This is a genomic window from Alkanindiges illinoisensis, from assembly GCF_004377485.1.
GTDB lineage: Bacteria > Pseudomonadota > Gammaproteobacteria > Pseudomonadales > Moraxellaceae > Alkanindiges > Alkanindiges illinoisensis_A.
The window spans coordinates 166708-190650 of the sequence record NZ_SNTY01000025.1; the positions used below are offsets into that span (position 1 = coordinate 166708).

The 23943-nt window shown below is 48.5% G+C and carries 22 protein-coding genes; 15 read left to right on the top strand and 7 right to left on the bottom strand.

Going from position 1 to position 23943, the window contains the following annotated elements; genetic code table 11:
- Positions 1–42: 42 nt before the first annotated feature.
- The 3 genes from atpB to E2B99_RS07850 all read right to left on the bottom strand — a co-directional run bounded on the left by atpB (position 43) and on the right by E2B99_RS07850 (position 2653).
- On the bottom strand, positions 43–915 hold the full coding sequence (gene atpB / locus E2B99_RS07840) for a F0F1 ATP synthase subunit A (protein WP_134244348.1): 873 nt from the start codon (positions 913–915) through the stop codon (positions 43–45).
- 183 nt (positions 916–1098) lie between these two features.
- Positions 1099–1518, bottom strand: a complete 420-nt coding sequence (locus E2B99_RS07845; protein ID WP_240687769.1) for an ATP synthase subunit I — start codon at positions 1516–1518, stop codon at positions 1099–1101.
- Between the two features lie 217 nt (positions 1519–1735).
- A complete protein-coding gene (locus tag E2B99_RS07850; protein WP_205669650.1) occupies positions 1736–2653 on the bottom strand; it encodes a metal ABC transporter solute-binding protein, Zn/Mn family in 918 nt (305 codons plus the stop codon).
- A 223-nt stretch (positions 2654–2876) separates the two neighbouring features.
- Here E2B99_RS07850 and E2B99_RS07855 point away from each other — a divergent pair, with 223 nt between their 5' ends.
- The 4 genes from E2B99_RS07855 (at position 2877) to E2B99_RS07870 (ending at position 6110) form a co-directional block, all read left to right on the top strand.
- Complete coding sequence (locus tag E2B99_RS07855) at positions 2877–3380, top strand: transcriptional repressor (protein WP_134244349.1); 504 nt, start codon at positions 2877–2879, stop codon at positions 3378–3380.
- On the top strand, positions 3359–4147 hold the full coding sequence (locus E2B99_RS07860; RefSeq protein WP_134244350.1) for a metal ABC transporter ATP-binding protein: 789 nt from the start codon (positions 3359–3361) through the stop codon (positions 4145–4147). The genes E2B99_RS07855 and E2B99_RS07860 overlap by 22 nt, the downstream gene beginning before the upstream one ends.
- A gap of 52 nt (positions 4148–4199) precedes the next feature.
- Positions 4200–4970, top strand: a complete 771-nt coding sequence (locus tag E2B99_RS07865; RefSeq protein ID WP_430981462.1) for a metal ABC transporter permease — start codon at positions 4200–4202, stop codon at positions 4968–4970.
- Between the two features lie 219 nt (positions 4971–5189).
- On the top strand, positions 5190–6110 hold the full coding sequence (locus tag E2B99_RS07870) for a Dyp-type peroxidase (protein WP_134244354.1): 921 nt from the start codon (positions 5190–5192) through the stop codon (positions 6108–6110).
- Between the two features lie 84 nt (positions 6111–6194).
- On the opposite strand, the gene E2B99_RS07875 is transcribed toward E2B99_RS07870, so the two are convergent.
- Positions 6195–6482: a DUF2798 domain-containing protein gene (locus E2B99_RS07875; protein ID WP_430981460.1), complete on the bottom strand. Its 288-nt coding sequence runs from the start codon at positions 6480–6482 to the stop codon at positions 6195–6197.
- 221 nt (positions 6483–6703) lie between these two features.
- Between E2B99_RS07875 and argS the strand changes: the two genes are divergently transcribed.
- Positions 6704–8509, top strand: a complete 1806-nt coding sequence (gene argS / locus E2B99_RS07880; RefSeq protein ID WP_134244356.1) for an arginine--tRNA ligase — start codon at positions 6704–6706, stop codon at positions 8507–8509.
- Positions 8510–8677: 168 nt separating this feature from the next.
- Positions 8678–9331: an SPOR domain-containing protein gene (locus E2B99_RS07885; protein WP_134244358.1), complete on the top strand. Its 654-nt coding sequence runs from the start codon at positions 8678–8680 to the stop codon at positions 9329–9331.
- 54 nt (positions 9332–9385) lie between these two features.
- Here the strand turns inward: E2B99_RS07885 and E2B99_RS07890 are convergent, their stop codons facing one another.
- The 3 genes from E2B99_RS07890 to E2B99_RS07900 all read right to left on the bottom strand — a co-directional run bounded on the left by E2B99_RS07890 (position 9386) and on the right by E2B99_RS07900 (position 12618).
- Positions 9386–9979, bottom strand: a complete 594-nt coding sequence (locus tag E2B99_RS07890; protein ID WP_134244360.1) for a TetR/AcrR family transcriptional regulator — start codon at positions 9977–9979, stop codon at positions 9386–9388.
- A gap of 574 nt (positions 9980–10553) precedes the next feature.
- Positions 10554–11396 carry an SDR family NAD(P)-dependent oxidoreductase gene (locus E2B99_RS07895; RefSeq protein WP_134244362.1) on the bottom strand — a complete coding sequence of 281 codons (843 nt, stop codon included), beginning with the start codon at positions 11394–11396 and terminating at the stop codon, positions 10554–10556.
- 250 nt (positions 11397–11646) lie between these two features.
- Positions 11647–12618 (bottom strand): N5-glutamine methyltransferase family protein, encoded by a 972-nt coding sequence (locus E2B99_RS07900; RefSeq protein WP_166739007.1) that lies wholly within the window; start codon positions 12616–12618, stop codon positions 11647–11649.
- Between the two features lie 179 nt (positions 12619–12797).
- Here E2B99_RS07900 and E2B99_RS07905 point away from each other — a divergent pair, with 179 nt between their 5' ends.
- The 9 genes from E2B99_RS07905 (at position 12798) to ribF (ending at position 23911) form a co-directional block, all read left to right on the top strand.
- On the top strand, positions 12798–14267 hold the full coding sequence (locus E2B99_RS07905) for an iron-containing redox enzyme family protein (protein WP_134244366.1): 1470 nt from the start codon (positions 12798–12800) through the stop codon (positions 14265–14267).
- 340 nt (positions 14268–14607) lie between these two features.
- Positions 14608–15426: a TetR/AcrR family transcriptional regulator gene (locus E2B99_RS07910; RefSeq protein ID WP_240687770.1), complete on the top strand. Its 819-nt coding sequence runs from the start codon at positions 14608–14610 to the stop codon at positions 15424–15426.
- A gap of 251 nt (positions 15427–15677) precedes the next feature.
- Positions 15678–16385 (top strand): phosphate regulon transcriptional regulator PhoB, encoded by a 708-nt coding sequence (gene phoB / locus E2B99_RS07915; RefSeq protein ID WP_134244368.1) that lies wholly within the window; start codon positions 15678–15680, stop codon positions 16383–16385.
- Positions 16386–16452: 67 nt separating this feature from the next.
- Positions 16453–17823: a phosphate regulon sensor histidine kinase PhoR gene (phoR, locus tag E2B99_RS07920; protein ID WP_134244370.1), complete on the top strand. Its 1371-nt coding sequence runs from the start codon at positions 16453–16455 to the stop codon at positions 17821–17823.
- A gap of 163 nt (positions 17824–17986) precedes the next feature.
- Complete coding sequence (locus E2B99_RS07925) at positions 17987–18328, top strand: hypothetical protein (protein ID WP_134244372.1); 342 nt, start codon at positions 17987–17989, stop codon at positions 18326–18328.
- Positions 18329–18450: 122 nt separating this feature from the next.
- The gene (locus E2B99_RS07930; RefSeq protein WP_134244374.1) at positions 18451–19758 is read left to right on the top strand and encodes a DUF445 domain-containing protein; all 1308 of its coding nucleotides are present in this window, start codon (positions 18451–18453) and stop codon (positions 19756–19758) included.
- 196 nt (positions 19759–19954) lie between these two features.
- Positions 19955–21175, top strand: a complete 1221-nt coding sequence (locus E2B99_RS07935) for a DUF445 domain-containing protein (RefSeq protein WP_205669653.1) — start codon at positions 19955–19957, stop codon at positions 21173–21175.
- 175 nt (positions 21176–21350) lie between these two features.
- Positions 21351–22730, top strand: coding sequence for an MATE family efflux transporter (locus E2B99_RS07940; protein ID WP_240687771.1), 1380 nt, complete (start codon positions 21351–21353; stop codon positions 22728–22730).
- A 146-nt stretch (positions 22731–22876) separates the two neighbouring features.
- Positions 22877–23911: a riboflavin biosynthesis protein RibF gene (gene ribF / locus E2B99_RS07945; RefSeq protein ID WP_134244378.1), complete on the top strand. Its 1035-nt coding sequence runs from the start codon at positions 22877–22879 to the stop codon at positions 23909–23911.
- Positions 23912–23943: the final 32 nt, after the last annotated feature.

A 23943-nucleotide genomic window follows, 5' to 3' on the forward strand; every position in this document is an offset into this window, starting at 1 on the left:
AGCATACAAAGTACCCGGCCCATTAGAACCGGGTACTGAACATTAATGCTTTTCGCTTGCCATGCTTAAGTAAACAATGGTCAGCATCATAAAAATAAAGGCTTGCAGGGTAATAACCAGAATGTGGAAAATTGCCCAGGGCACAGACAGCGCCCACTGAATCCAGAATGGCAGCAGCGCGATCAGAATAAAGATCAGCTCGCCGGCATACATGTTACCGAACAGTCGCAGTGCCAGTGATATCGGACGTGCCAGAAAAGTCACCAGTTCCAGAATCAGGTTGATTGGAATAAAGATCACTTTTAATACCGGGTTTTTAGGATTGAACGGGTTTAATGCCAGTTCACCCACAAAGCCACCAATACCTTTTTCGCGCAGGCTATAGAAGATAATCAGCGCAAACACAGACAGTGACATACCCAGTGTAATGTTCGGATCAGTGGTTGGCACCACTTTGAAATACACATGGTGCGGGTCCATGCCAAATACATTGGAACCTACCATGGCAGCCAGTTGCGGAATGAAGTCCACTGGAATCAAGTCCATGGTGTTCATCAGCAAAATCCAGACGAAAATGGTCAGTGCCAGTGGTGCAATCAGACGGGATTTACCATGAAAGGTTTCCCGCACGCTGGTATCCACAAATTCGATGACCATTTCAATGGCAGACTGGAATTTGCCTGGTACACCAGTATTGGCACGGCGTGCAGCCAGCCAGAACATCAGGCAAAAAATAATTCCAAGCGTGACAGACCACAGCATGGAATCCAGATGGATGGCATTAAAGCCCATTTGCTGTGCTTCAGTACCATTTTCAGCCACTTTCCATGTACCGTCCGGCATTTTGCCATAGGTCCAGTTAGTCAAGTGATGCTTGATGTACTCTGTCGAAGTCAAGGCGTGTTCTTCAGCCATAAATCGCACCCAATTATTAAAAACGAACCAATATCTAAAAACTACTAATAGCAAAGCTGGATTAAGGTAGTTAACGGATGACGCGTGCTGCTTTTCATCCCGTTACCCATCAAAGAATCTCTCATTACACTTCAACCACAATCCGTCCAGATGACTGAACAGGATTACCGAATCAGGATTCGGCTAATTGTTTGGCCGCTGCCGTGCAGTCCACAACGGATACAGCCATGCCATAACCTGTACCATCACAAAGCCACCGAACAGGGCGGGCATTGACAAAGGTGAAACACTGCGAAAGACGATAATAAAACCAACAATAACAATAACAAACTTACCTATCATTCCTTTATACATTGCGCCTAGTATCTGCTTGGAGGCCTGAGCGCCACCCTGACGGAAAGCCTGCCAGGCAAAATAGGCACTGCCTAGCCAGCAAAGCAAGGCACCCAGTCCTGCACTTCGGGCCGCAACCCAGCCTGCAATAAAATAGGCCAGCAATGATGAAATGGGTATTACAACCGCCTGTGCGATGGTCAGGCCGCGCGCCAGACGTCGATCAACCAGCATACTATGCATATTGGATAGGCGCTTTGGCTGATGCATAATGAATCTTCTGGCTACGGTTGAATACGCAATGGCCTGTTCTGCATCCCAAAATTGCAGCAGAACCTGTCAAAATTTGACCACAATACTTTTAAGCGCGAGCATTATAGTGGTGCAAACCCAAACATGCAATCAGTTCCATGCCAGCAAGCATTGTATTTTAGTATGAATCCGATAGGCGAAAAGACCAGCTTTTATTTCCCGATTTAAGATTAGCTTAAGGTTCGGTACAGGCTACTATATCTTGTGCCAGTTTCTGCCAGCCAGCCACAAAATCTTGTTCTCCACTCATAATTTCATCAATAGTTTGCACTTTAACAGGTTGCAGCCGCTTGAGTGTAGCCGGGTCTGCATGACCTTCTGCCAGCAGGCACATGGGGTAAGCTGCACCATTTTTTGGCTTGGGACGCTGTTGTTGCAGCCACGCCAGCTGGCGAATGGTGGGCGGCAAATCATGTTCAACCGTCAGGCTACCCTTGAAATTCAGGTTCAAACTGCGTTCCAGATACTGATAGGCATCGTGGTAAGCCCAGTATGGCTTGGCGTCTGATGACTGATACTGGCTGGCCTGAGCCATAAGACGCTGGCTAAACATCTGGGCATTGTGCTGGTAGCGGCTGGCATATTGCGGGAATTGCCGGGCACGTACTGTCGCAATGGCATGCGCAATTCCAACGGCGTTAGCAGGGTCTAGCCACAAATGCGGGTCCAGTGAACTGGCAAAAACCTTACCCTGTGGATCACGAAGTGGCAGGCGCTTAAAGGCTTTTAGGTCAAACAGCGCAATGGCATTAGGCTGATCTTTTAGCACTGCTGCCAACGGGGTTTCATATTGTGCGCCAAACCACAGCACAAAATTGGCTTGCTTTAAGCGCTGACGATCAGCAGGCCGCAACTGTACATCATGGCCGGATTGGTTGGGCGGTAAGAGTAATACTGGCTCTTCAATACCTTGGGTAACTGCCTTTGCAATCAGATATAATGGATGGGTACTCACGACCATGCCAGAGACAGCAGCGGCATGAACCTGCCCTGAAGGTGGCCGACTTGCCGCATTGGCGTGATTTAAGCCTAGGGTGGTTATTCCTAAAACCAGTATCCCTAAAGCCAGTGCGGCAATAACAAAAAAGCGCATATCTTCCTCAAAGCGGCCTGCTGACTGTGCATCAGGTATAAGGCTGTGAAATCATAGTGAATTAAAGGGTAGCATGTTATACTATTACGTTTACTAAAAAAGCAACTGCCGTTTGATCGCGTGAAATCTTTTTATAGAGGCTTCATGCTTGCAACCGGCTTATGCGCATACGCTTTTCCTCATGACTGGCTTTGATCTGCCGCGCTGCCTTAAGGAGGCACCCATGACCAGCTGTTCCCATCCGCATGATGATGCACTGCATGGTGTTCATCAGACCGCCCATAGCCAGCAGGCTGTTGCGCAACGATTGCTGGAAGCTGAGCAGGCCTGTGTGAGTTCAGGATCACGCCTGACCCCGTTACGGCGTGAGGTGCTGGAACTGATCCTGCTGGCCAGTGCCCCCATTGGTGCTTATGACCTTTTGGCCAAAATGAAGCGTGATAATGAGCGTCCGGCAGCACCACCTACGGTTTACCGTACACTGGAATTTTTGCTGGAACAGGGCTTTATTCATCGGCTGGCATCCATTAATGCCTATATTCCCTGCTGTCATCCGCGTGCCGGGCATCAGGCGGCATTCCTGATTTGCCAGAACTGCCATCAGGTGCAGGAAACCTCAGCCAGCCCTTTAATGGATAGTCTGGCTCAGGTGGCAGCCAGTGGTGGTTTTACCGCTCAGCACAGCATGATTGAAATTGCTGGACTATGCCAGAATTGCCAGTCATGACTAGCCCTACCTCATTCCTCATCCAGCTTAGCCATATTTCAGTGCAGTTTGAGCAGCGTTCAGTACTTAAACAAGTGGACCTTGAGATTGCGCCACAGGAAATTGTGAGCCTGATTGGTCCCAATGGTGCAGGCAAGTCGACGCTGGTGAAGGTGATTTTGGGTATTCAGCGTATTAATGCAGGCCAGCTTCAGCGCAAGCCCGGACTTAAAATTGGCTATGTGCCGCAGCGCTTTAATCCTTCTACCAGCCTGCCATTGCGGGTGATGGATTTGCTGGAAGTTTCCCATTGCCAACCAGATTTTTTACAGCAGATTATTGGCGAAACCGGGATTGTCCATTTACTCAAGCGTCAGGTGCAACAATTGTCCGGCGGTGAGCGGCAACGGGTCTTGCTGGCACGTGCCCTGCTGCAAAGCCCACAGCTACTGGTGCTGGATGAACCGATGCAGGGTCTGGATATCCAGTCGGAAAGCGAATTATATGCCTATGTGCGCACCCTGCCTGAGCGCTATGGCTGTGCGGTACTGATGGTGTCGCATGATTTGCAGTGGGTGATGCAGGGCACCCAGCGCGTGGTGTGCCTAAATCACCATATTTGCTGTAGTGGCACGCCCAGTGATATCCAGCAGCATCCGGCCTATCAGGAACTGTTTGGTAGCCAGCGCATGATTTACCAGCATCACCACGATCACTGCGTACATGGTGAAGTTACTCATAATCAGTGTGGCAATACACCACATATCCACCCGGAACCTGAGCTATAAAATGGACAAACATTAAATGGACTGGCTGATTTTACTGGCACCAGCCTGGGTGATGGGTAGCTTGCTGGCATTTCTAACGGCACCACTGGGCTGTTTGATGTTGTGGCGCCGCATGGCATTTTTTGCCGATACCATGGCGCATGGCACTTTACTGGGGATTGCCATGGCTGCCTTACTGGGTTTGCCGCTATGGTTTGGGGTAGGTTGCCTATCGCTTTTATTGGTAGCCATTTTGTGGGTGCTGCATGATTCGCGCCTGCCCAGTGATGCCCTGCTGGCGCTTTGTTCCTCGGCGCTGCTGTGTGGTGGCCTGCTGCTTATCCAGTACCTGCCTACCCTACGGCCAGAATTGCTCAGCTATTTATTTGGGGACTTGCTGGCACTGGACTGGCCAGACATTCCGGCGCTAACAGTTGCCGTAGTGGCTGGGGTAGTGATACTGCTGTATAATTGGCGTGTGCAATTGCGGCTGGTTACCGATGCTGATATTGCCACCAGTGAAGGTGCCAGGGCTGGCCTGCAACGCTTGATTTTTATGCTATTACTGGCACTGTTTACTGTGTTGGCGCTGCGTGCTGTGGGTTCACTACTGATGGGCGCCTTGCTGATTATTCCGGCACTGACCGCCCGCCTGCTGGCGCATTCACCCAGGCAAATGGTGCTGTGGGCCTTTGTCTGGGCGCAAGTCGGCATTGCCAGCGGATTATGGGGTAGTGTCTGGCTCAATAGCTCAACTGGCCTTGCCATTGTTTTGTGCATGGCAGCCTGCTTTGCCCTGATTTTTCTGGGACAAAAAACCCTGCGCTATCTAAAGCCGCTTTAAGTCAAAAACCGGACTATTTCATACTCTTTTGGAAAGCAAACTTTTATTAAGTGCAGGCTGCTACAGAGCTTTTATTATGTTCTTTAGCTGAATAGACTAATAACCAGAATAGACCAGATCAACGATAGCCCGTTTAATTACTGGTTTGCTTAACACCTGCTATTTTTAAAACTGTGATCGTTAAAGCTGTTATTTTTGCCATCAGGAGCTCTGCCTGCCATGCCAGCACAATCGGTAATTTTACCCTTACCTTCGGTTCATGCCCGCTTTCTGGTGATTAAAACCAAGCAACTGGATGTGGCACGTATTAAGGCCCAGCTCCAGCATTTTCTGGATACCCGTGACCGCTTGCTGACCCAGCACACTCACCAGAACATCAAAACAGCCATTGCTTTTGGCCCTGAACTTTGGGCACAGCTGCATGACAAAATGCCACCCAACTTTAGCCAGTTGCAAGACATTACTGGTGCGGCCTTTGACATGCCGGTTGTTCCTGCGGATATTTTTATTCATATTGCCAGCGAGCGTGCTGACATTTGCTTTATTCTGGCGCAGGCTGCCTTGCAGGGCATTCGGAATGACGTCGAGGTGGTGGATGAAATCACCAGTTTCCGCTATATCGACAACCGCGACTTAACTGGTTTTATTGATGGCACAGAAAATCCGCAAATGGCCGATGACCGTGCTGAGGTGGCATTGTTGCCAGAAGCCAGTGGCGAATTTTATGAAGGCAGTTTTATTTTCGCCCAGCGTTTTGTGCATGATCTGGATAAATGGAACCAGCTACGCACCACCGCACAGGAAGATGTGTTTGGCCGTACCAAGCTGGATAGTGTAGAACTGCCAGACGACATCAAGCCCAAGAACGCGCATATTTCACGGGTTGTGATTGAAGAAGATGGTGAAGAACTGGAAATTGTGCGCCATAGCCTGCCTTATGGTAATGCCAGTGGCGATATGGGTCTGTTTTTTGTGGGTTATACCAACGATTTAAGCATTATTAACCGGATGCTGGCGCGCATGCATGGCAAAACCGAGGATGGCCTGCATGACCGTTTGCTGCATTTTACCAAACCAGTCAATGGCGCCTACTTTTTTGCACCCTCGCAGGAATTGCTGGAGCAGCTGTTAGAAGATTAACAGGCTAAGCATTAAAAGGATTAGGACAACAAGGACAGAAAATACTGTCCTTGTTGAGATTGAATTTTTAAGCTGATTTTTGGTTTAAGGTTGCGGCGGCTGCACAAACAGCAAGGCAAAACGCCGCGCAATTGGCAATACAATAAGCACGGTGGGAAATGCCACAATCCATGAAATCAGCCAGGCACCCAACCAGATTCCCAGCAGGTCAGGTTGCAAACCGAGACTTTTTACCGTGCTGATGAGCGACACGATGGCACTCATCATGCTGGATAAAATCAGTGGCATAACAACAGCCATATAACGCGCAGGCAATTTTTTAAATGTTGATGAAGAATTTAGCATCACTGGTTTTTTTGGGTTTGACATCATTTTAAAGCTCCTTAACCGCTTTAATCATTAATACGTTGATTTACGTAAACGTTTACGGCAATTGAGAGACTGCTTGGGCACTATAACATTATTTTAAAAAAGATATATCTATTTTATTACTAATATAAGATGAGTTTTACGGGCCTGTCGGACGAGGCTGCCCTTTTTTCCTGCAAATTTGCTATATTGTGCAGCTTTCCGTTTTTGCATTTTGATCACTTATGAACACTGCGATCCAATCCGCACTTGATACTGCCATCGATAGCCTGAAACAGCAGGGCGTTTTGCCACAGGACTTTCAAAATAACAGCAGCTTGAGCCGAACCCGTGATCGTAGTCATGGTGATTTTGCCTCCAATATTGCCATGATGGCCGCCAAGGCAGCCGGACAAAAGCCACGCGATCTGGCCGAAAAAATACTGGCTGCCCTGCCACAGGTGGATGTGATCAGCAAGGCTGAAATTGCAGGCCCCGGTTTTATTAATTTCTTTTTAAATGATGACCAGCGCTTTGCCGTACTGGATCAAATTATTGCGCAAACCAGCCAGTTTGGCCGCAGCCAGCAGTTTAATGGCAAAAAAGCACAGGTTGAATTTGTGTCTGCCAACCCGACCAGCAGCCTGCATGTGGGACATGGCCGGGGTGCTGCTTATGGCATGACGGTGGCTAACCTGCTGGAAGCAATTGGCTGGACGGTACAGCGCGAATATTATGTCAATGATGCCGGTCGCCAGATGGATATTCTGGCCACCAGTACCTTTTTGCGCTATCTGGAATTGTGCGGGCAAAGCCTGACGTTTCCTTCCAATGGCTATCGTGGCGCATATGTGACCGAGGATATTGCCCAGAAAATTTTTGATCAGTATGGCAACCAGTTTAACCGCCCAGTAGATGCGGTGTTTGCCAATGTGCCCAGCGATGCCGTGTATGCTGCGGAACTGGACAAAGATGGCAACAAGGTACTGTTGTCCGGCGACAAGGAAAGACATATTGATGGCCTGATCCATAACGCACAGCAATTGCTGGGTGCAGAGAATTATCGGCTGTTTCACCAAACTGCATTGCAGGTAATTCTGGATGATATCAAGGATGACCTGGCTGATTTTGGCGTGACCTTTGACCAGTGGTTTAGCGAAGCCACCCTAAAGGACAAAATCACCGAAGCCTTGGAAGTCCTGGATCAAAACGGCTTTTTGTACGAGAAAGACGGCAATATCTGGTTTAAATCCACCAATTTTGGCGACGAAAAAGACCGGGTGGTCAAGCGTGCCAATGGCCAGACCACTTATTTTGCTGCTGACATTGCTTACCATTTAAACAAGTTCCAGCGTGGCTTTGATGAAGTGATTAATATCTGGGGTTCTGACCACCACGGTTATATCAGCCGGGTTAAAGCGGCCATTGATGCACTGGGTTTTGACTCCAAAAAACTCACCGTATTGCTGGTGCAGTTTGTCAGCCTGTGGCGTGGTAGTGAAATGGTGCAAATGTCGTCGCGTTCTGGCCAGTTTGTCAGCTTGCGTGAATTGCGTGAAGAAGTTGGCAACGATGCGGCACGTTTTTATTATGTGATGCGCAAAAGTGAGCAGCATATTGATTTTGACCTTGATCTTGCCGTGTCGCAAAGCAAGGACAATGCGGTGTACTACATCCAGTATGCGCATGCGCGAATTTGCAGGCTGTTTAATAACTTTAGCAGCCAGCTCGGTGAAATTCGCTTTGAAGAATTAAATGCACATAAAGCTCAGCTCACCAGTGAGGCAGAAAGTGAACTAATTACCAAGCTGGCGGCTTATCCTGATGTACTGGCACGTGCTGCCCAGCAGTATGAACCGCATCAACTGGGCAATTACTTAAAAGAGCTGGCCGGACAGTTACATGGCTGGTATGACACCCACCCGATTATCAAGATTTTTGCAGAACAGCCTGAATTGGCTAAAGCTCGTCTGTTATTAGCATATTGCGTACAACAAGTGCTTAAAAATGGGTTATCTTTATTGGGCGTCTCCGCACCTGAGACCATGTAAGCAAAACATCGCTCTTACGGAATATATTCCTCAGGTCGCAAGACCGAAGGCTATGCCTGAAATAGCCATGTAACACGGCAAGAACACTGAAGCACTGCTTCACCTTGCCGCAAGACCAGAAATCCCGATTGTGGGTTAGAAAAATAGTTGTTCATTGAGGAATAGACTGTGTTTGGCAAAGCTCCACGGGGCGCGACCCAGCGTCCACCGGTTAAAGAACCCAGCAACCAGAAATTGATCCCCGGATGGTTATGGATGATTTTTGGCATGCTGTTGGGGCTGTTTATTATGGTGCTGCTGTATTTGTGGCAACCGTGGCGTCCTGCCAATCGGCCGATTGACGCGACCCAGCCAACATCGGCCGAATCCAGTGCGGATGAAACTAACAAGGACTACCAGTTCTACGACTTGCTGCCCAAACAACAAGTGACGCCTGTGCCGGATGAAGCCGTACCTGCCAATCCCAACAACGCGGCGGACAATATTATTGTTGCAACCCCAAGCACGCCTGCTGTTGAACCCACTGTCCCAGATGATGTTAATGCGGATAATAGCGACCCGGTAGAAATTACTACGGCTACCCTGCCACAATATATTCTGCAAGTGAACAGTTACCAGAATCCGGATGATGCTGACGCACGACGCGCTGAAATCTTGCTAGTAGGCTTGCCTGCCGATGTGCGCCAAAGCACGCTGGCCGATGGTTCAACCTGGTTCCGGGTTGTTTCCGGGCCATTTGCTAACCGCGCTGAAGCCTTGAATGCCCAAAGCCTGCTGCAAAACAGTGGAATTGATTCACTGGTGGTCGAACAACGCAAGTAAATCAATCCACGTACTACCATATTTAAAAAGCTGGCTGTGTTTTAGTCAGCTTTTTTATTTTTCCAGATAACCTGTAATCATCTCGGTCAGTTCCTGCTTGATATCCTGCTCACTATATTTATTGATGCCCTGCGAACAATAGCTCATGATGGTTTGGATAGTGCTGTTGACCACAATAAACACCTTAAGCTCCAGACGTTCCGGATTTTGTCCGGTATAAAACTTGCCTAGAATGTACATGCATAGTTCTGAAAAATGCGTTTGCAGGATTTGAATGGATTTTTGCCCATTTAAGCTGTGCCAGTGACGCAGAATTTCAAGGTAATAGCCATTGTTGGCCTGGAGCTGTTCGAAGCCAAAATCAATACTGGCCGTAATCATGCTTTTTAAATCCGGAAAACTATGACACAGCACAAACTGCTTAAAATCCTGTCCCAGCTCGTGGCTTTTATATTCCAGCAGGCTTTCAATAATTTCCTGCTTATTGCTGAAGTACTGGTAAATAGACCCAACACTAATGCCAGAATGTTCAGAAATTTTAGGGGTGGTTAAATCTTCCAGCCCATGCAAGCCAATATAGTTTTCAGTGGCTTTTAAAATTCGGTTGACCAGCTCTCTGGCTCGTTTTTGCTGTGGCTGCTTGCGCATAACAATAACCCTCCCTAGTTATTCAAATCAGTAGTTATTCCAGTCAGCAAGTATCTACATCAGCAGTCGTTTCAGTCACTGCCATGTTGAATGACTCACTCTTGATGAATTGGCTTGATTCCCCACATCACTAATATTCAAGCACTTGAAATCAGATCAATTTCATTGATCTTTTCCCTTTATTACTTGAAGAAGTATATCAAGCAAAAAGCGAATATATATTCAACTCATAAATTACCTGTGACAATAGTTTAAATGCTCAATTACTTAATTTTTTACTTTAATTTAATTTTTTTTGAGCTGTTTGAGCAAAACTTAACAGTTACGACCAGTTTTTATCCTGCTGGCTAATAAAAATATGATTTTAGTGACAACACTGCCCGCTCAACATTGGCATTTGGTCTTAGAAAACTGGTTTAACAAGGCTTCTGTGGCTGTTACCGCGCATGAGTGTTAAGGTAAAAAGGCAGCATATTAAGCGATGCTGCCTTTTTTATTTACACACTGGTTTAGCATTGCTTCAACCAGTATTCGCTGTATTTTAAAGCTGGTTCAAACTTTGCTAATTCAAGCCTTACTTGGCACCACGCTGTTGCAGCTTGGTTCCAAATGCCACTACCTTTTGATAGCCGGCTGGCATGATACGCTGGATCAGTTCCAGTACCTTGGCATCATTACCAATCAGCAAACGACGGTCATTGTGACGCACGGCTTCCAAAATCTGGCGTGCTGCTTCTTCAGGCGGCGTACGCAGCAGCTTGTTAAACTGCTTGCCAGCTTTTTCAGGGTTCATGCCCAGACTACGGATACTGTCATTCATGCGTGCAGCATTGGCAATGTTGGTACGGATACCACCCGGATGCACACAGGTAGCACTCACGCCATTATTCTGGATGTCCAGTTCCTGACGCAAGGCTTCGGTAAAGCCACGTACGGCAAATTTACTGGCATTGTAGGCGCTTTGGGTTGGCTGGGCAGTCAAGCCAAACAGGCTGGAAATATTAATGATGTGGCCGTCACCGCTGGCTTTCAGATGGGGTAAAAACTCTTTGGTGCCATACACCACACCCCAGAAGTTAATGCCCATCAGCCATTCCAGTTCTTCATAACTCATGCCTTCAACAGTACTGCCCAGCGCAACGCCAGCATTGTTAAAAATCAGGTTTACCTTGCCATGATCCTGTACCGTTTGTTCAGCCCAGGCCTTGATCCCGTCACGGCTGGATACGTCCAGCTTGGTCGTGGTGACTTTAACCGGGTAGCTGCTGACCAGCTCAACGGTTTTGGCCAGTCCCTGCTCGTTGATATCGCTCAAGGACAGATGTGCGCCCTGTTTGGCCAGTAAGATGGCAAGCTGCTGACCAATCCCTGAACCTGCGCCAGTAATGGCTGCCACTTTATTGTTAAAATCTTTCATACTGAACTTTCCTGGTTAAACCGTACACGGTGTCGAAGAAAACCTGCTAGATGGTTAAGCACTATAATTTTGACAATATCTATTGTCAATAAATATTATGCGCTAATAACCTGCAAGGGTAATGGATTGCTGCGGGCTGTCGATGGCAGAAATTTTCAAAACCTGTAATGTCGGCATCAGTTTTAGCAGTCATCCCGTTATGGACAAGAATTGCTCAAGCGCAAGCTGCTTTTTAGCGCATCCATTCTGCTCAAGTATTGCGACTAATAGTTAGGACCACGGCTGCAATTCGTTCCGCACCCGGATAATCCTGTTCATTGAGTTCGTCAGCAAAAATATCGGGGTCAATGAGCTGATAATTAAAGGAAAACTGTACACCAAACTCTGCCAGATGCTGCTGCACAGCCTGTTGTAACAAATCCTTGCCATGCGCAATAACCACACCGGTATAGAGTAATAATGTGCCATGCAGGCTAAGCCGCGGCAACGATTGCTTCACAATATTAAGCGCCAGTTCAGCACCCAGCAACTCACCGCCATGCCGGTACAAGCGCTGGTGCCGGTCTACCAGATAAGGCGGATTGGCGGTAATCAGGTCAAACTGTCCCTCTACCTGTTGTAACAAATTACTATGTATAGCCTGTACCTGTTCAGCGCCATTCAAACTGCTGTTAATGGCACCATAGGTGAGGGCTAGCGGGTTAATATCGGCTGCAAAAATCTCGGCTTTAGGAGCATAATGGGCTAAGCTGATGGTGGCAGGTGCTGCCCCGCTACACAGCTCAATGGCTCGTGTAATGGCAGGCCGATGCTGGTTAAGGTGATGTTGCAGGGCATAAATAAAACGATAGGTGTCTGGCCCAAAAAACACCGCATTTTCCTCAGCTGTGGGATAGGCGGAATGTACCAGCAAATGACCATTCAGGCTGGATACCCGAATCTGGCTGCACCATAAATTTTGCTTTTGGGTCAGCAGTTGGTTGTTGAGCAATAATTTAAAAATAAAATCCGGCAGCAGGCTGGATCTAAATGGCAGTGACCAGCCAAAAACATCGGTTAAGTTGGCTGCTTGGGTTTTGCCACTGCGTTTAAGATAGGCAGTATGACTGGTGGGACTAATGGTAGTAAACGCATAAGACTGGCTTTGTAGCCAGTGTAAAAATTGCCTTACATCCTGTTGTAGTCCCGTGACACTATGTTGTAATGCCTGCATCTGGTTCATTTGCTTTTTTCCTGTTAAGGCATGATTTTTAAAAGGGAAACCGTTAAGCACCATCAAGCTGCCGAGTATTAAACGTAACAGCAACACTGATATTGCTGAGTCTGTACCACAAAACTTTACACCCTATCTTTAAAAATAAAGCTGTAATCATGTTCAGGAATTGTAGTAGGAACAACAAGATGCTAGCTTTGCAAAAGAATATTTTGAATCATTTCTTTTTGGGGAAGTTGCCCGGCAACGTGCCACAGGCAGATGCAGCACAACCTCAAACCTATCGTCAGTTTTACCAGAATTTTTTACAGGCTTATCCCGGGGCGTCAACCATCCGTCAGGCCAAGGCCTTTTTGCAGCAGCAACTGGGCTGGGTGGCTAAACAGCATTGCGACCTGCCGGAAAATCCGGAAGATTTACCGCAATGGATGCAGCAGCATACCGAGCGCACCGGCTATGCCTACCAGCAATATTTAAAATCGCGCAAGCAGGGCGCGCCACGTCGCTATTTTGCCAACAAGAGCGAAGCCTTACTGTTTTTACAGCATGTTGAACCCACTAAACGCGTGGATGGTTCATGGCTGTATGGCACCTTGCAATCATGGCATGACATCAATTGTCACCAGTTGATCCGTACCTATCTGGATGAGCTGGGCAATGGCCTGTCCGCGCAAAACCATGTGCTGCTCTATCAGCAACTGATGTCAAAAGAAGGCATTCCACTGGCTACCAACCTGCCGGATGAATATTATCATCAGGGCTGCATTCAGCTGGCGCTGGGCTTGCTGGGTCAGGATTTTATGCCGGAAGTGATTGGCTTTAATCTGGGTTATGAACAAATGCCGCTGCATTTGCTGATTACCACTTATGAGCTGGATGAACTGGGCATTGACCCATATTATTTCAGCCTGCATGTGACTGTAGATAATGCGCACAATGGCCATGCCCAGCAGGCAGTTGAAGCCGTGTATGCCATGCTGCCACTGTTTAAGGAGCGTGATGAGTTTTATCAGCGCATCCGACGCGGCTATATGCTGAATAATCTGGGCATGAGCACCGAGCAGATTATTGAAAGAATTGACTTAAAAGAAGCCATTACCGATGTGTTCCGCCATAAGGCAGTGGTTGGCCAGTTTGCCCATGGAAATTATTGCCGTCTGGCTGGTCGCTCAATTAATGAATGGCTGGCTGATAGTGATCAGATTGGCAGCTTTGTTGACGTGCTGGAAGAAACCGGCTGGATCAAGCGCCATGAAAATCCGGAAAACAGCCGCTTTTGGCACCTGATTCATGGTGAAAAAGCAGTCATGTTTGGGGTATTTAGCAATGCCGAACAGCAAATTATCTACGACTGGATTGCAGGTGACTGGCTCAACAGCCCTGAGGCGCCACGCATTCGCCGCTATCGGGCCGTGCATCGCCACGTTGAGATTGCCCCATCGCAGACACTGACTATCCAGCAGGCGCTCAACAGTAAAAATGCCGATCTGGCTGATCTGGCGCAAAAACTGGTAGAGCGCGATAACTCTGAACAGGCGTTTTACCTGCTCATTCCCTATCTTGCGCCGTCATTACACACCAGTGTGGTGGGCTTATGGGCAACCCGGCAATTTGTTAGCCTGCTCAATCAGGAAGCCAATTTGCCGGTACAATCCTGACTGGTTTTAGCCTAAAAGTTTAAGCCTGACCGGATCAAGCACTTGGTCGCAATTCCCATCTGATTTTCGGATATTTCAAGGGAATTGCGGCTTTTACATATGGATGCCTGGCTAAGTTCATTTCACTTTGTGTCATGGATGAGTTGTACTCTAACTAAAAGGCTGGCTCACATTTTCTGTGAATGTATTTTTTCTAATGCTGTTTAGCCAATGTGCTTTTTTAAAGAGCATGCTTTCGCAGAGAATCTGGCATTTAGGCAGAAAGATGACAGTGCGGGCAGAATATGGCATGCTGAATTGCCTATTCAACCTCGTGTTGCCAGAGACCAGCACCAAGACAATGACTAATGATCAATCCAAACCGCAAGGCACTTCACCTGTTGTGCCTGTTGCGGAAAATACCCTGACTCCCATGCCAACAGCGCAATCCAATGCACCGGACCAGCCAGACACTGTGCCCGATGATCAAGATAAAGGCACGCCAGCAAAATCGGCCAGCAAGAAACCCGGCAGCCGCAGTGCCAGCAAGCGCCGCAGTTTTAAGGGCTTAAGTCTGGAGGAGCGCCAGAATGAGCGGCGTGAAAAGCTGATTGAAGCAGGCTTGCAGGTGTATGGTACACAAGGTTTTTTTTCGGTCACTGTGCGTGATGTGTGCAATGAGGCCAAGCTTACTGAACGCTATTTTTATGAGTCATTCAAGCGTAGTGAAGAGTTATTTAAGACCATTTATTTGCGCCTGATTGAACAGCTTCAGCAAAATATTCTGGCGGCTGTCATGCAAAGCAGGGCTGAAGCCCGCCTGATGATCGAAGCCGGTTTAACCGCCCTGTTCAAATCGCTACAGGATGACCCGCGCATGGCCCGTATCCTGTTTATTGATGCAATTTTAGTGCATGAAATGCATGGCAACACCATTAATGAAGCCGTGTCGCGTTTTGATCGCATGATTCAGGCCTTTATGATGCTGATGTTTCCCAAGAAACCAGTGCCCAAGGCTGACCTGTCGCTATTGTCTACTGGGTTAAATGGGTTTGTCACTCACATTGCCATGCGCTGGGTGATTGGCGGCTTTCGTGAGCCACTGCCGCAGGTACTGGCAGCCTGTCAGGTGGCCTATTTATCGATATTGCAGTGGATGGAAAAAGAACCGCAGGAGTAATTCAAGCCACAGCCACTTTGTGCCCTGCGGAATTGACGTATACCTGTGCTTTATTTTGCTAAAACATGGCTTATTTCAGGCAAATTGCGACTTTTGCAATAAAACTGTCATCTTTTGCCTTTGTAATAGGACTGTCATATCACAAGCCTAAACCCTGAACCCATCAGGAGGCTTTATTAATCGCTGCATGATCCATAGCAAAATTAGCAATAGCGGAATCAAACACAGGTGATTCCAATAAGGGCATAACAATGAAAGATGATTATATTTTAATCGTGGATGATGAATCACCAATTCGCGAGATGATTCACACCGCACTGGAAATGTCTGACTTTAGCTGTCAGCAGGCCGGTGATGCCAAACAGGCACACCAGATGATTGTAGACCAGCGTCCCTGCATTATCCTGCTGGACTGGATGCTGCCCGGCGGCACCAGTGGTGTGGATTTGTGCCGCCGCCTCAAGCGTGATGAAACACTGGCCGAAATTCCAGTGATTATGCTGACTGCCCGTGGCGAGGAAGACCATAAGGTGCAGGGTCTGGATGCCGGTGCCGATGACTACATGACCAAGCCTTTTTCTACCCGCGAGCTGGTATCACGCATCAAGGCTGTACTGCGCCGCAGCAATGCACTGAACAATGAAAAACTGATTGAAGCCGAAGATTTGCTGCTGGACCCGGTCAGCCAGCGGGTAAGCTATCAGGAAAAAATCATTGATATTGGCCCGACCGAATACCGTTTGCTGGCATTTTTTATGACCCATCCTGAGCGTGCCTATACCCGCGCGCAATTGCTGGATCAGGTGTGGGGCGGCAATGTCTATATTGAAGACCGTACCATTGACGTACATATCCGCCGCCTGCGCAAGATTCTGGAACCATATGGCGTAGAGCGTTTTGTTCAAACCGTGCGCGGCACCGGTTACCGTTTTTCTACCCGTACCGATCAATACACCTGATAGGCTATGCATCTTTATAATACCTTGCACAAGCAAGCGAATACCCTAGGGCCAGAACACATCCTGCATGAATCTTAAAAGCCTTAATTTCAAGCGTTTTAACCTGAAAAACCTGCAACCGCAACGTCTTCCCCCTAACACCTTGCCCATCTGGCGTGATCTGGTGAAAGACCTGCGGCTGTGTCTGGTTCTGCTGATTATTGCTGCCGTGATTGGCTTGTTGAGCCATGCGCTGTGGCCCTGTCTGGTGATTGCACTGGTGCTGTTTATTGGCTTGCAGTTTCGTGCGTTTTACCAGATTTATTACTGGATCCGTTTTCAGCCCGAGCAGAACCCGCCCGAGCTGTCTGGTGTGCTGGGTGAAATCCTGTATTTGCTGTATCGCTACCAGCGTCAGGAAAAACAGGCCAAAACCGAACTGATCAATACCATTGCCCGCGCACAAACCTCAATTTCTGCATTACAGGATGCCGTGGTACTCATTGACAGCAAGCAGCATCTGGAATGGTGGAATCCGGCTGCCGAACAGGTATTGGGCTTAAAAGCCGTGGATGTGCAGCGTCCGGTCCTCAATATTATCCGGGACCCGGAATTTGCCCATTATTTCGAAAACCTGCATGACTATCCGAATGGCATCAAGCTGGATTCCTGGGTGAAACCGCAGCATTTTATCCAGTGTGAAGTCACCCCATTTGGCGACCATGAATTCTTGCTGCTGGCCTATGATATTACTCATTTGCACCGGCTGGAACAAATGCGCAAGGACTTTGTGGCCAATGTGTCGCATGAGCTGCGCACCCCATTAACGGTGATTAGCGGCTATCTGGAAATGCTGGGCGAGCAGCAGGATGTCAGTGCGCGCTGGCAACGTGCCTTCAAGCAAATGCAGCAGCAAACCCGGCGCATGAATGCACTGGTTAATGACTTATTGCTGTTGTCGCGGCTGGAAAATGAGGAACTGACCAACAAGGATCAGGTCATTCATATGGCGTCCCTGCTGAATGAATTGTTTGATGATGCGCAAGCCTATAATAGCGATTATGGCCATACCCTGAACCTGCATATCGAAAGCCATTGCAACCTGCTGGGATCAAAGCTGGAAATTGCCAGTGCCTTTAGCAACCTGATTACCAATGCCATTAAATATACCCCCAAGGGCGGCGTCATTCATATTGGCTGGTCGTCAGATCAGGAGCATGGCTATTTTTATGTGGAAGACAACGGCATTGGTATTGAGGCCTATCATATTCCGCGCCTCACCGAACGCTTTTACCGGGTGGATAGCGCGCGCAGCCGTGATTCTGGTGGCACAGGACTGGGGCTGGCGATTGTCAAGCACGTGCTGGCGCAGCATGAAGGCTATCTGGACATCCAGTCTAAAATCGGGCAAGGCACCACCTTTAAAGCTGTCTTTGCCCAGTCGCGGCTGGTGGAATAAAACTGATCATTTAATTCATCCAGGTTCAGTAACTTAGGTTTTGTAATTTGGGTTTTGTAATTTGGCGCCTGTAATTTTGTTCTTGTAACCTAGGGCTTGCATCGGTAGATGCAGTTGATTTAAAACAGCTTATAATTTTTTATCATTAAAAAAAGAGCACAATATGCAAGCACTTAAAAATACCCGAAATCAATGGATTGAAGCTTATTATTCAGGCAACCATGCATTGCTTGAGATGCTGGAAACTGATGAGTTTTTTGTTCAGGAAAACAATCGTATGGCTAACAATGATTTGCGCTACCAGCAGATTAAAAATTTAGTCAAGCGAGGCAAATGGCAACCGGAACGCTTACTGGAAAAAGACCTGCAATTTCATCAGCTCAGTGCTACAGAATACCGTGTGACAGGAATAGTTTATTCAACGTCCATTCAAATCAGTATTGAAGAAAAATGGCTGTTTGAAAACGGCCAATGGCGTGCGGCTTCTTTAATAATGACTGCTTGAGCCTGCCTATTAGCGTTATTATCTGACCAATTATTCTAAAAAGAATTTGCATGTTGCCAAGGAAACGCTGTTCCTCTATAACTAAAATCAACCCTCCAGAATTTGTGTGGTGAAGCCCTGTCATGTCCGAAACCAGCCATGCCGTTCCCCAGCTTGCCCGCAGCCGTGCACTGGCCCAGATGGCTCTGATCATTGCTGCAAGCTGCTGGATTATTTTGCTGATTCTGGTGAAGTTTTTACCGGATTATGCCTGGCTGCTGCATATTCTCATGCTGGCTGCCGAAGCCGGTGTGGTGGGCGGGCTTGCCGACTGGTATGCCATTACCGTGCTGTTCCGCAATCCGTTTGGCAAGATGCCCCTGCCGCGCCTGCTGCGTGAACATACCGAAATCATTCCGCGCAACAAGGCCCGCATTGCTGAATCCATGGGCCGTTTTGTGCAGGAAAACTTTTTGTCGCCGGACATTGTGCGCCAGTCGTTACAACGTACCGATGTCACTTTAATGGCAGGTAATTGGCTGGCGCAGCCAGCCAATGCCCAGCAAATTACCGATTTGTTCCAGCAAACTGCCCCGCGCATTCTGGATTTTTTCGGGCAGGACACCATTAGCGAGTTCATGCAAAAAAATATTGTGCAATGGGCTAAAAATACCGATATGCATCAACTCAGTAGCGAGCTGATCCGCGCGGTACTGGAAAATGACTTCCATGAGGATGTGCTGCAACGCGGGCTGGATACGGCGCATGTGTGGGTAAAAAACAATCCGGAAAAAGCCCGGGCACTGGCCAGCCGTATGTTTAATGAATTGGGTGTAGGCACACTGGCATGGGGTGCTGGTCTGATAGGCATTGATGTGCAGCGCCGCATCATTAATGCCTTTATGCAAAAGGTAGAGCAAATTCTGGAAAACCCGGAACATCCGCTGCGCGTTGGGCTGGAACAGCAATCACAACAGCTGATGCTGGCCTTGCGTGACCCGGAATCCGCCGCTGCGCAACAGCTCAACAGTACCAAAAATGCCCTGCTGGACAGCCCGGCGGTGGTGAACTTTTTAACCGGGGCCATTGTCATCTTGCGCGATGCCATTAAGGGCGACCTGCAAAGTGAGCAGTCCGCCATTGCCCACAACCTGAAAACTGCCATTATCCGGCTGGGCAAAAACATTACAACCAGTCAGGACGTGCGTCGGGTGCTCAACCGCGAAATCGAAAAACTGGCGGTGACCTTTAGTACCGATTATGCCGACAAGGTAATTCGCTATATCAGCCAGCGCATTCATGAATGGGATTCACGCGAGATGATTGCCAAGATTGAAAGCGAAGTGGGTGGTGATTTGCACATGATTCGCGTGAATGGCGTGGTGGTGGGTGCATTTATTGGCCTGATTCTGGGAATTATCCGGGCGCTGGTTGAAAATATTCCAATGTAGCGCCGCCATTTTTACCAGAAAGGTGTGACAGCGTTCATTAAAATGATGATAATGGCGCCTAAGCGATGATAATGCCGCCTGAATCATGAGCGATTCATGTTCAAGTCAGTCGTCCTGCTCTATTTAGCTTGTTTTTAATAAAAATCCGCGCATCTTCACGGCACAATAATCAGGATTCACCTGCATGTTCCAGTCAATTATTGCTGACTTTCACCAGCATTTGTGGCTTTACCTGTCCATTCCCTTTATCAGTGGCTTTATTGGTTATGTGACCAAGGTTATTGCCATTCAAATGATGTTTGCACCACTGGAATTCAAGGGAATCCGGCTGTTTGGCCTGCCCATTGGCTGGCAGGGCATTGTGCCGCGCAAGGCTGAAAAAATGGCCACTGTAGCCGTGGAGCTAATGACCAGCAAGCTGATCCGCCCTGAGGAAATTTTTGCACGGCTGGACCCCAAGCGCATTGCCAAGGAAATTGAACTGCCGATGATGGCGGCGGCAGCAGAAATTACCCGTGAAGTGGCGCAGGAATATCAGCCGGGCTTATGGGAAGGCATGCCGGAATTTGCCCGTAAGCGGCTGATTCGGCGGATACAAGCCAAGGCACCGGAAATTGTGGAACACATCATGACCGAAGTGCAAAAAGATGTGGCGCACTATTTTGACATCAAGCACATGGTCATCAGCAACCTGCTCAAAGACAAACGCCTGCTTAATGAAATCTTTAAAAAAGTGGGCAAGCAGGAATTCAAGTTTTTTAGTAATGCCGGGTTTTTCTTTGGTTTTGGTATTGGTGTGATCCAGATGGTGTGCTGGGTGCTGTTCAAGCAACCGTGGATGCTGCCAGCCTTTGGGGGCTTTGTGGGCTTCTTTAGTGACTGGATTGCGCTACAAATGATGTTTCGGCCACTGCGTCCGAAAAAAATTCTGGGCGTTACCATTCAGGGCCTGTTTATCAAGCGGCAAAATGAAGTGGCTGCTGATTATGCTGCGCTGATTTCCAAGCAACTGCTGACCTCGCGCAACATGATGGAAGAGCTGTTTTCCGGCACCCATTCGGCACGGGTGATTGAACTGGTGAGCCGCCATGTGAAACAGGAAATTGACTTGCAGGCCGGGATCGTGCGTCCGCTGGTGGTGTATGCCATGGGTGGTGAAAAATACCAGCGCCTCAAGGAACAGGTGGCCACCCGCATTATGGCGCAATTACCAGAAACCATGAAGCATGTGGAATCCTATGCCGAAGATGCGATGGATGTGCGCAACACGCTGGTGACCCGTATGCAGCAACTGACGCCGGAAGAATTTGAAGGCATGTTGCGCCCGGCCTTTAAGGAAGATGAATGGTCACTGATTATTGTGGGTGCTGTGCTGGGCTTTTTGGTCGGTGAAATGCAGATTCACTTGATGCTGTAATACTGAATCAAAAATGCTGTGGCAAAATTGATCAAAGCTTTTTGGTTTTGTAGTGCTGTGTTAAGCCAGCCTGCGAGTTGTTTATAAAATAGTGACTTAGTAATGACTTGGGTTGGGTCAGCCTGTTATAACAGTTTTTGTGACTCTTTAAACTGATCTTAGGCGTAATTATTCCGTGCCCAGCCGTCCCTTATCCATCCAGCACTTATCCTCGGTGTCCACGCTCTGGAAGCCGTTTTTACTATTTCTGGTGCCGCTGCTGATTACCAACATCCTGCAATCGCTGTCCGGCACCATTAACACGATTTTTGTGGGTCAGTTGCTGGGCGTTAATGCGGTGGCTGCGGTAGCGGTGTTTTTTCCCATCCTGTTTTTCCTGCTGTCTTTTGTGATTGGTTTGGCAGCAGGGGCCAGTGTGCTGATTGGTCAGGCATGGGGCGCGCATGACGTCGAGAAAGTCAAGCAAATTACCGGCAATACACTGGCACTGGTGATGACTCTGGGCATTGTAATTGCCATTATTGGGGCCAGTTTTACTATTCCAGCGCTCAACCTGCTGGGCGTGCCCGCGGAAATCATGCCTTTGGCGGCTGACTATTCACGCCTGATGCTGCTGGGTAGCCCACTGCTGTTTGTTTTTATTGTCTATACCTCACTGATGCGTGGCGTGGGTGATTCCATCACACCGATGATTACCATGGTGCTGTCCATTATTGTCGGTCTGATTACTACCCCGGCATTAATCAAGGGCTGGCTGGGCCTGCCGCAAATGGGTATTCAGGCCCCTGCCATTGCCACCATTGTGGGCTTTTTGGTGGTGCTAACGTATCTGTTTTTTTATATGCGCCATAAGCAGCATCCGCTGGCACCCGATGCGCAGTTGATTGCACATATCCGCTTTGACTGGCCCATCACCAAGCTGATTTTACGCCTTGGCCTGCCCACGGCCCTGCAAATGGTCACCAGTTCTATTTCTGGCATTGTAATCATTGGGCTGGTGAATCATTACGGCGCACAGGCCACTGCAGCCTATGGGGCCATCAATCAGGTGTTGAGTTATGTGCAGTTTCCGGCCATGTCCATTGCGATTGCCGGATCGATTTTTGCGGCGCAAGCCATTGGTGCCGGCAAGGATGAGGCGCTAAATTGTGTGACCCGCACTGCACTGATCATGAATCTGGCCTTTACTGGCGTACTGATCATGCTGGCTTATGTGTTTTCACGGCATCTGATGGCCTTGTTTATTACCGATCCTAGCGTAATTGAACTGGGTCAGCAACTGCTACACATTGTGCTCTGGAGCATTTTACTGTTTGGTGCAGGCTCGATTTTTGCCGGCATCATGCGGGCCAGTGGAACAGTACTGCTGCCCATGCTGATTAGCGTGGGCTGTATTGTGCTGGTTGAACTGCCCTGCGCAGTGCTGTTTAGCCACTGGTACGGCTTGCAGGGCATCTGGTTTGCCTATGCGCTGGCCTTTACCATGATGTGTGTGATTCAGACCGGTTTTTATCAGTTTGTCTGGAAGAAAAAAACCGTGCAGCGCTTGATTTGACTGCCGGACTTCCCCATTTAAATTAGAATCCAGACGCTGGAGCCGAGTTTTTTGCGCCTTGTCATGCTGAAAATTTCAACAAAGCAGGACGAAGTGCGCATTTTCTGGCAAACTAGGCGACTTTATTGCGACCGCCTATTTGTGATATGAAGTTGCTTCATTTGCATGCCCTGCCTGCCGATATGCAGTTGCCGCCCACGGCAATTACCATTGGCAACTTTGATGGTGTCCATCTGGGACATCAGGCAATGCTGCACACGCTAAAACAGCGCGCGCAGGCGGATGGTCTCAAAACACTGGTGATGCTATTTGAACCGCAGCCGCTGGAATTTTTCAAGGGCAGCGATGCCCCGCCCCGCATTACCTCCTCGCGTGAAAAAATTGAACTGCTGCGTGCTCAGGGCATTGACTATGTGCTGATTGCCCGCTTTGATCAGGCCTTTCGCTCGCTCACTGCGCGCCAGTTTGCCGACCTGCTGAAATTCCAGCTGAATGGCAAGGCACTGGTCTTGGGTGATGATTTCCGCTTTGGTTGTGACCGTGCTGGTGACAGTGACTTTTTGCGTGCTTATGGTTTTCCCATTGATAATCTGGAAACTGTACTGGTGCATGGCGAACGGGTCAGTTCTACCCGCATCCGCAACTGCCTGTTACAGGGTGATTTCAAGGCCGCAGCACAACTGCTGGGTCGGCCGTATAGCATTACCGGGCGAATTCAATATGGCGACCAGATTGGCCGTACCATTGATTTTCCCACGATTAATGTGGCGCTTAAACGCCTGACCCCTTGCCTGCATGGCATTTATGTGGCTGATGTGCAAACCATCTATGAGCCGTCGTTACCAGAACGGGTGGCACAGCAAAACCATGGCCAGCCATCAGGTTTAAATGGCATTGCCGGCTACCAGCCCAACAGTATTCTGGGTGCGGCGCATGTGGGTACGCGGCCTGCCATTGCACAGGAAAAACCGGAATGGCGGCTGGAAGTACATTTCCCGGATTTAAGCGCCAACCTGTATGGCCTGCTGGTGCGGGTGACGTTTTTGCATTATTTGCATGGTGAAAAAAATTATTCCTCACTGGAAGCGCTCAAGGCTGGCATTTTGCAGGACGTCAATGACGTGCGTGCCTTTCGCCAGCACTATTCTGACAGTGACGCTTTAAGTTTTCTGACGCTTTGAATTTTCTGATAATTTAACCTGTTTTCATTGCC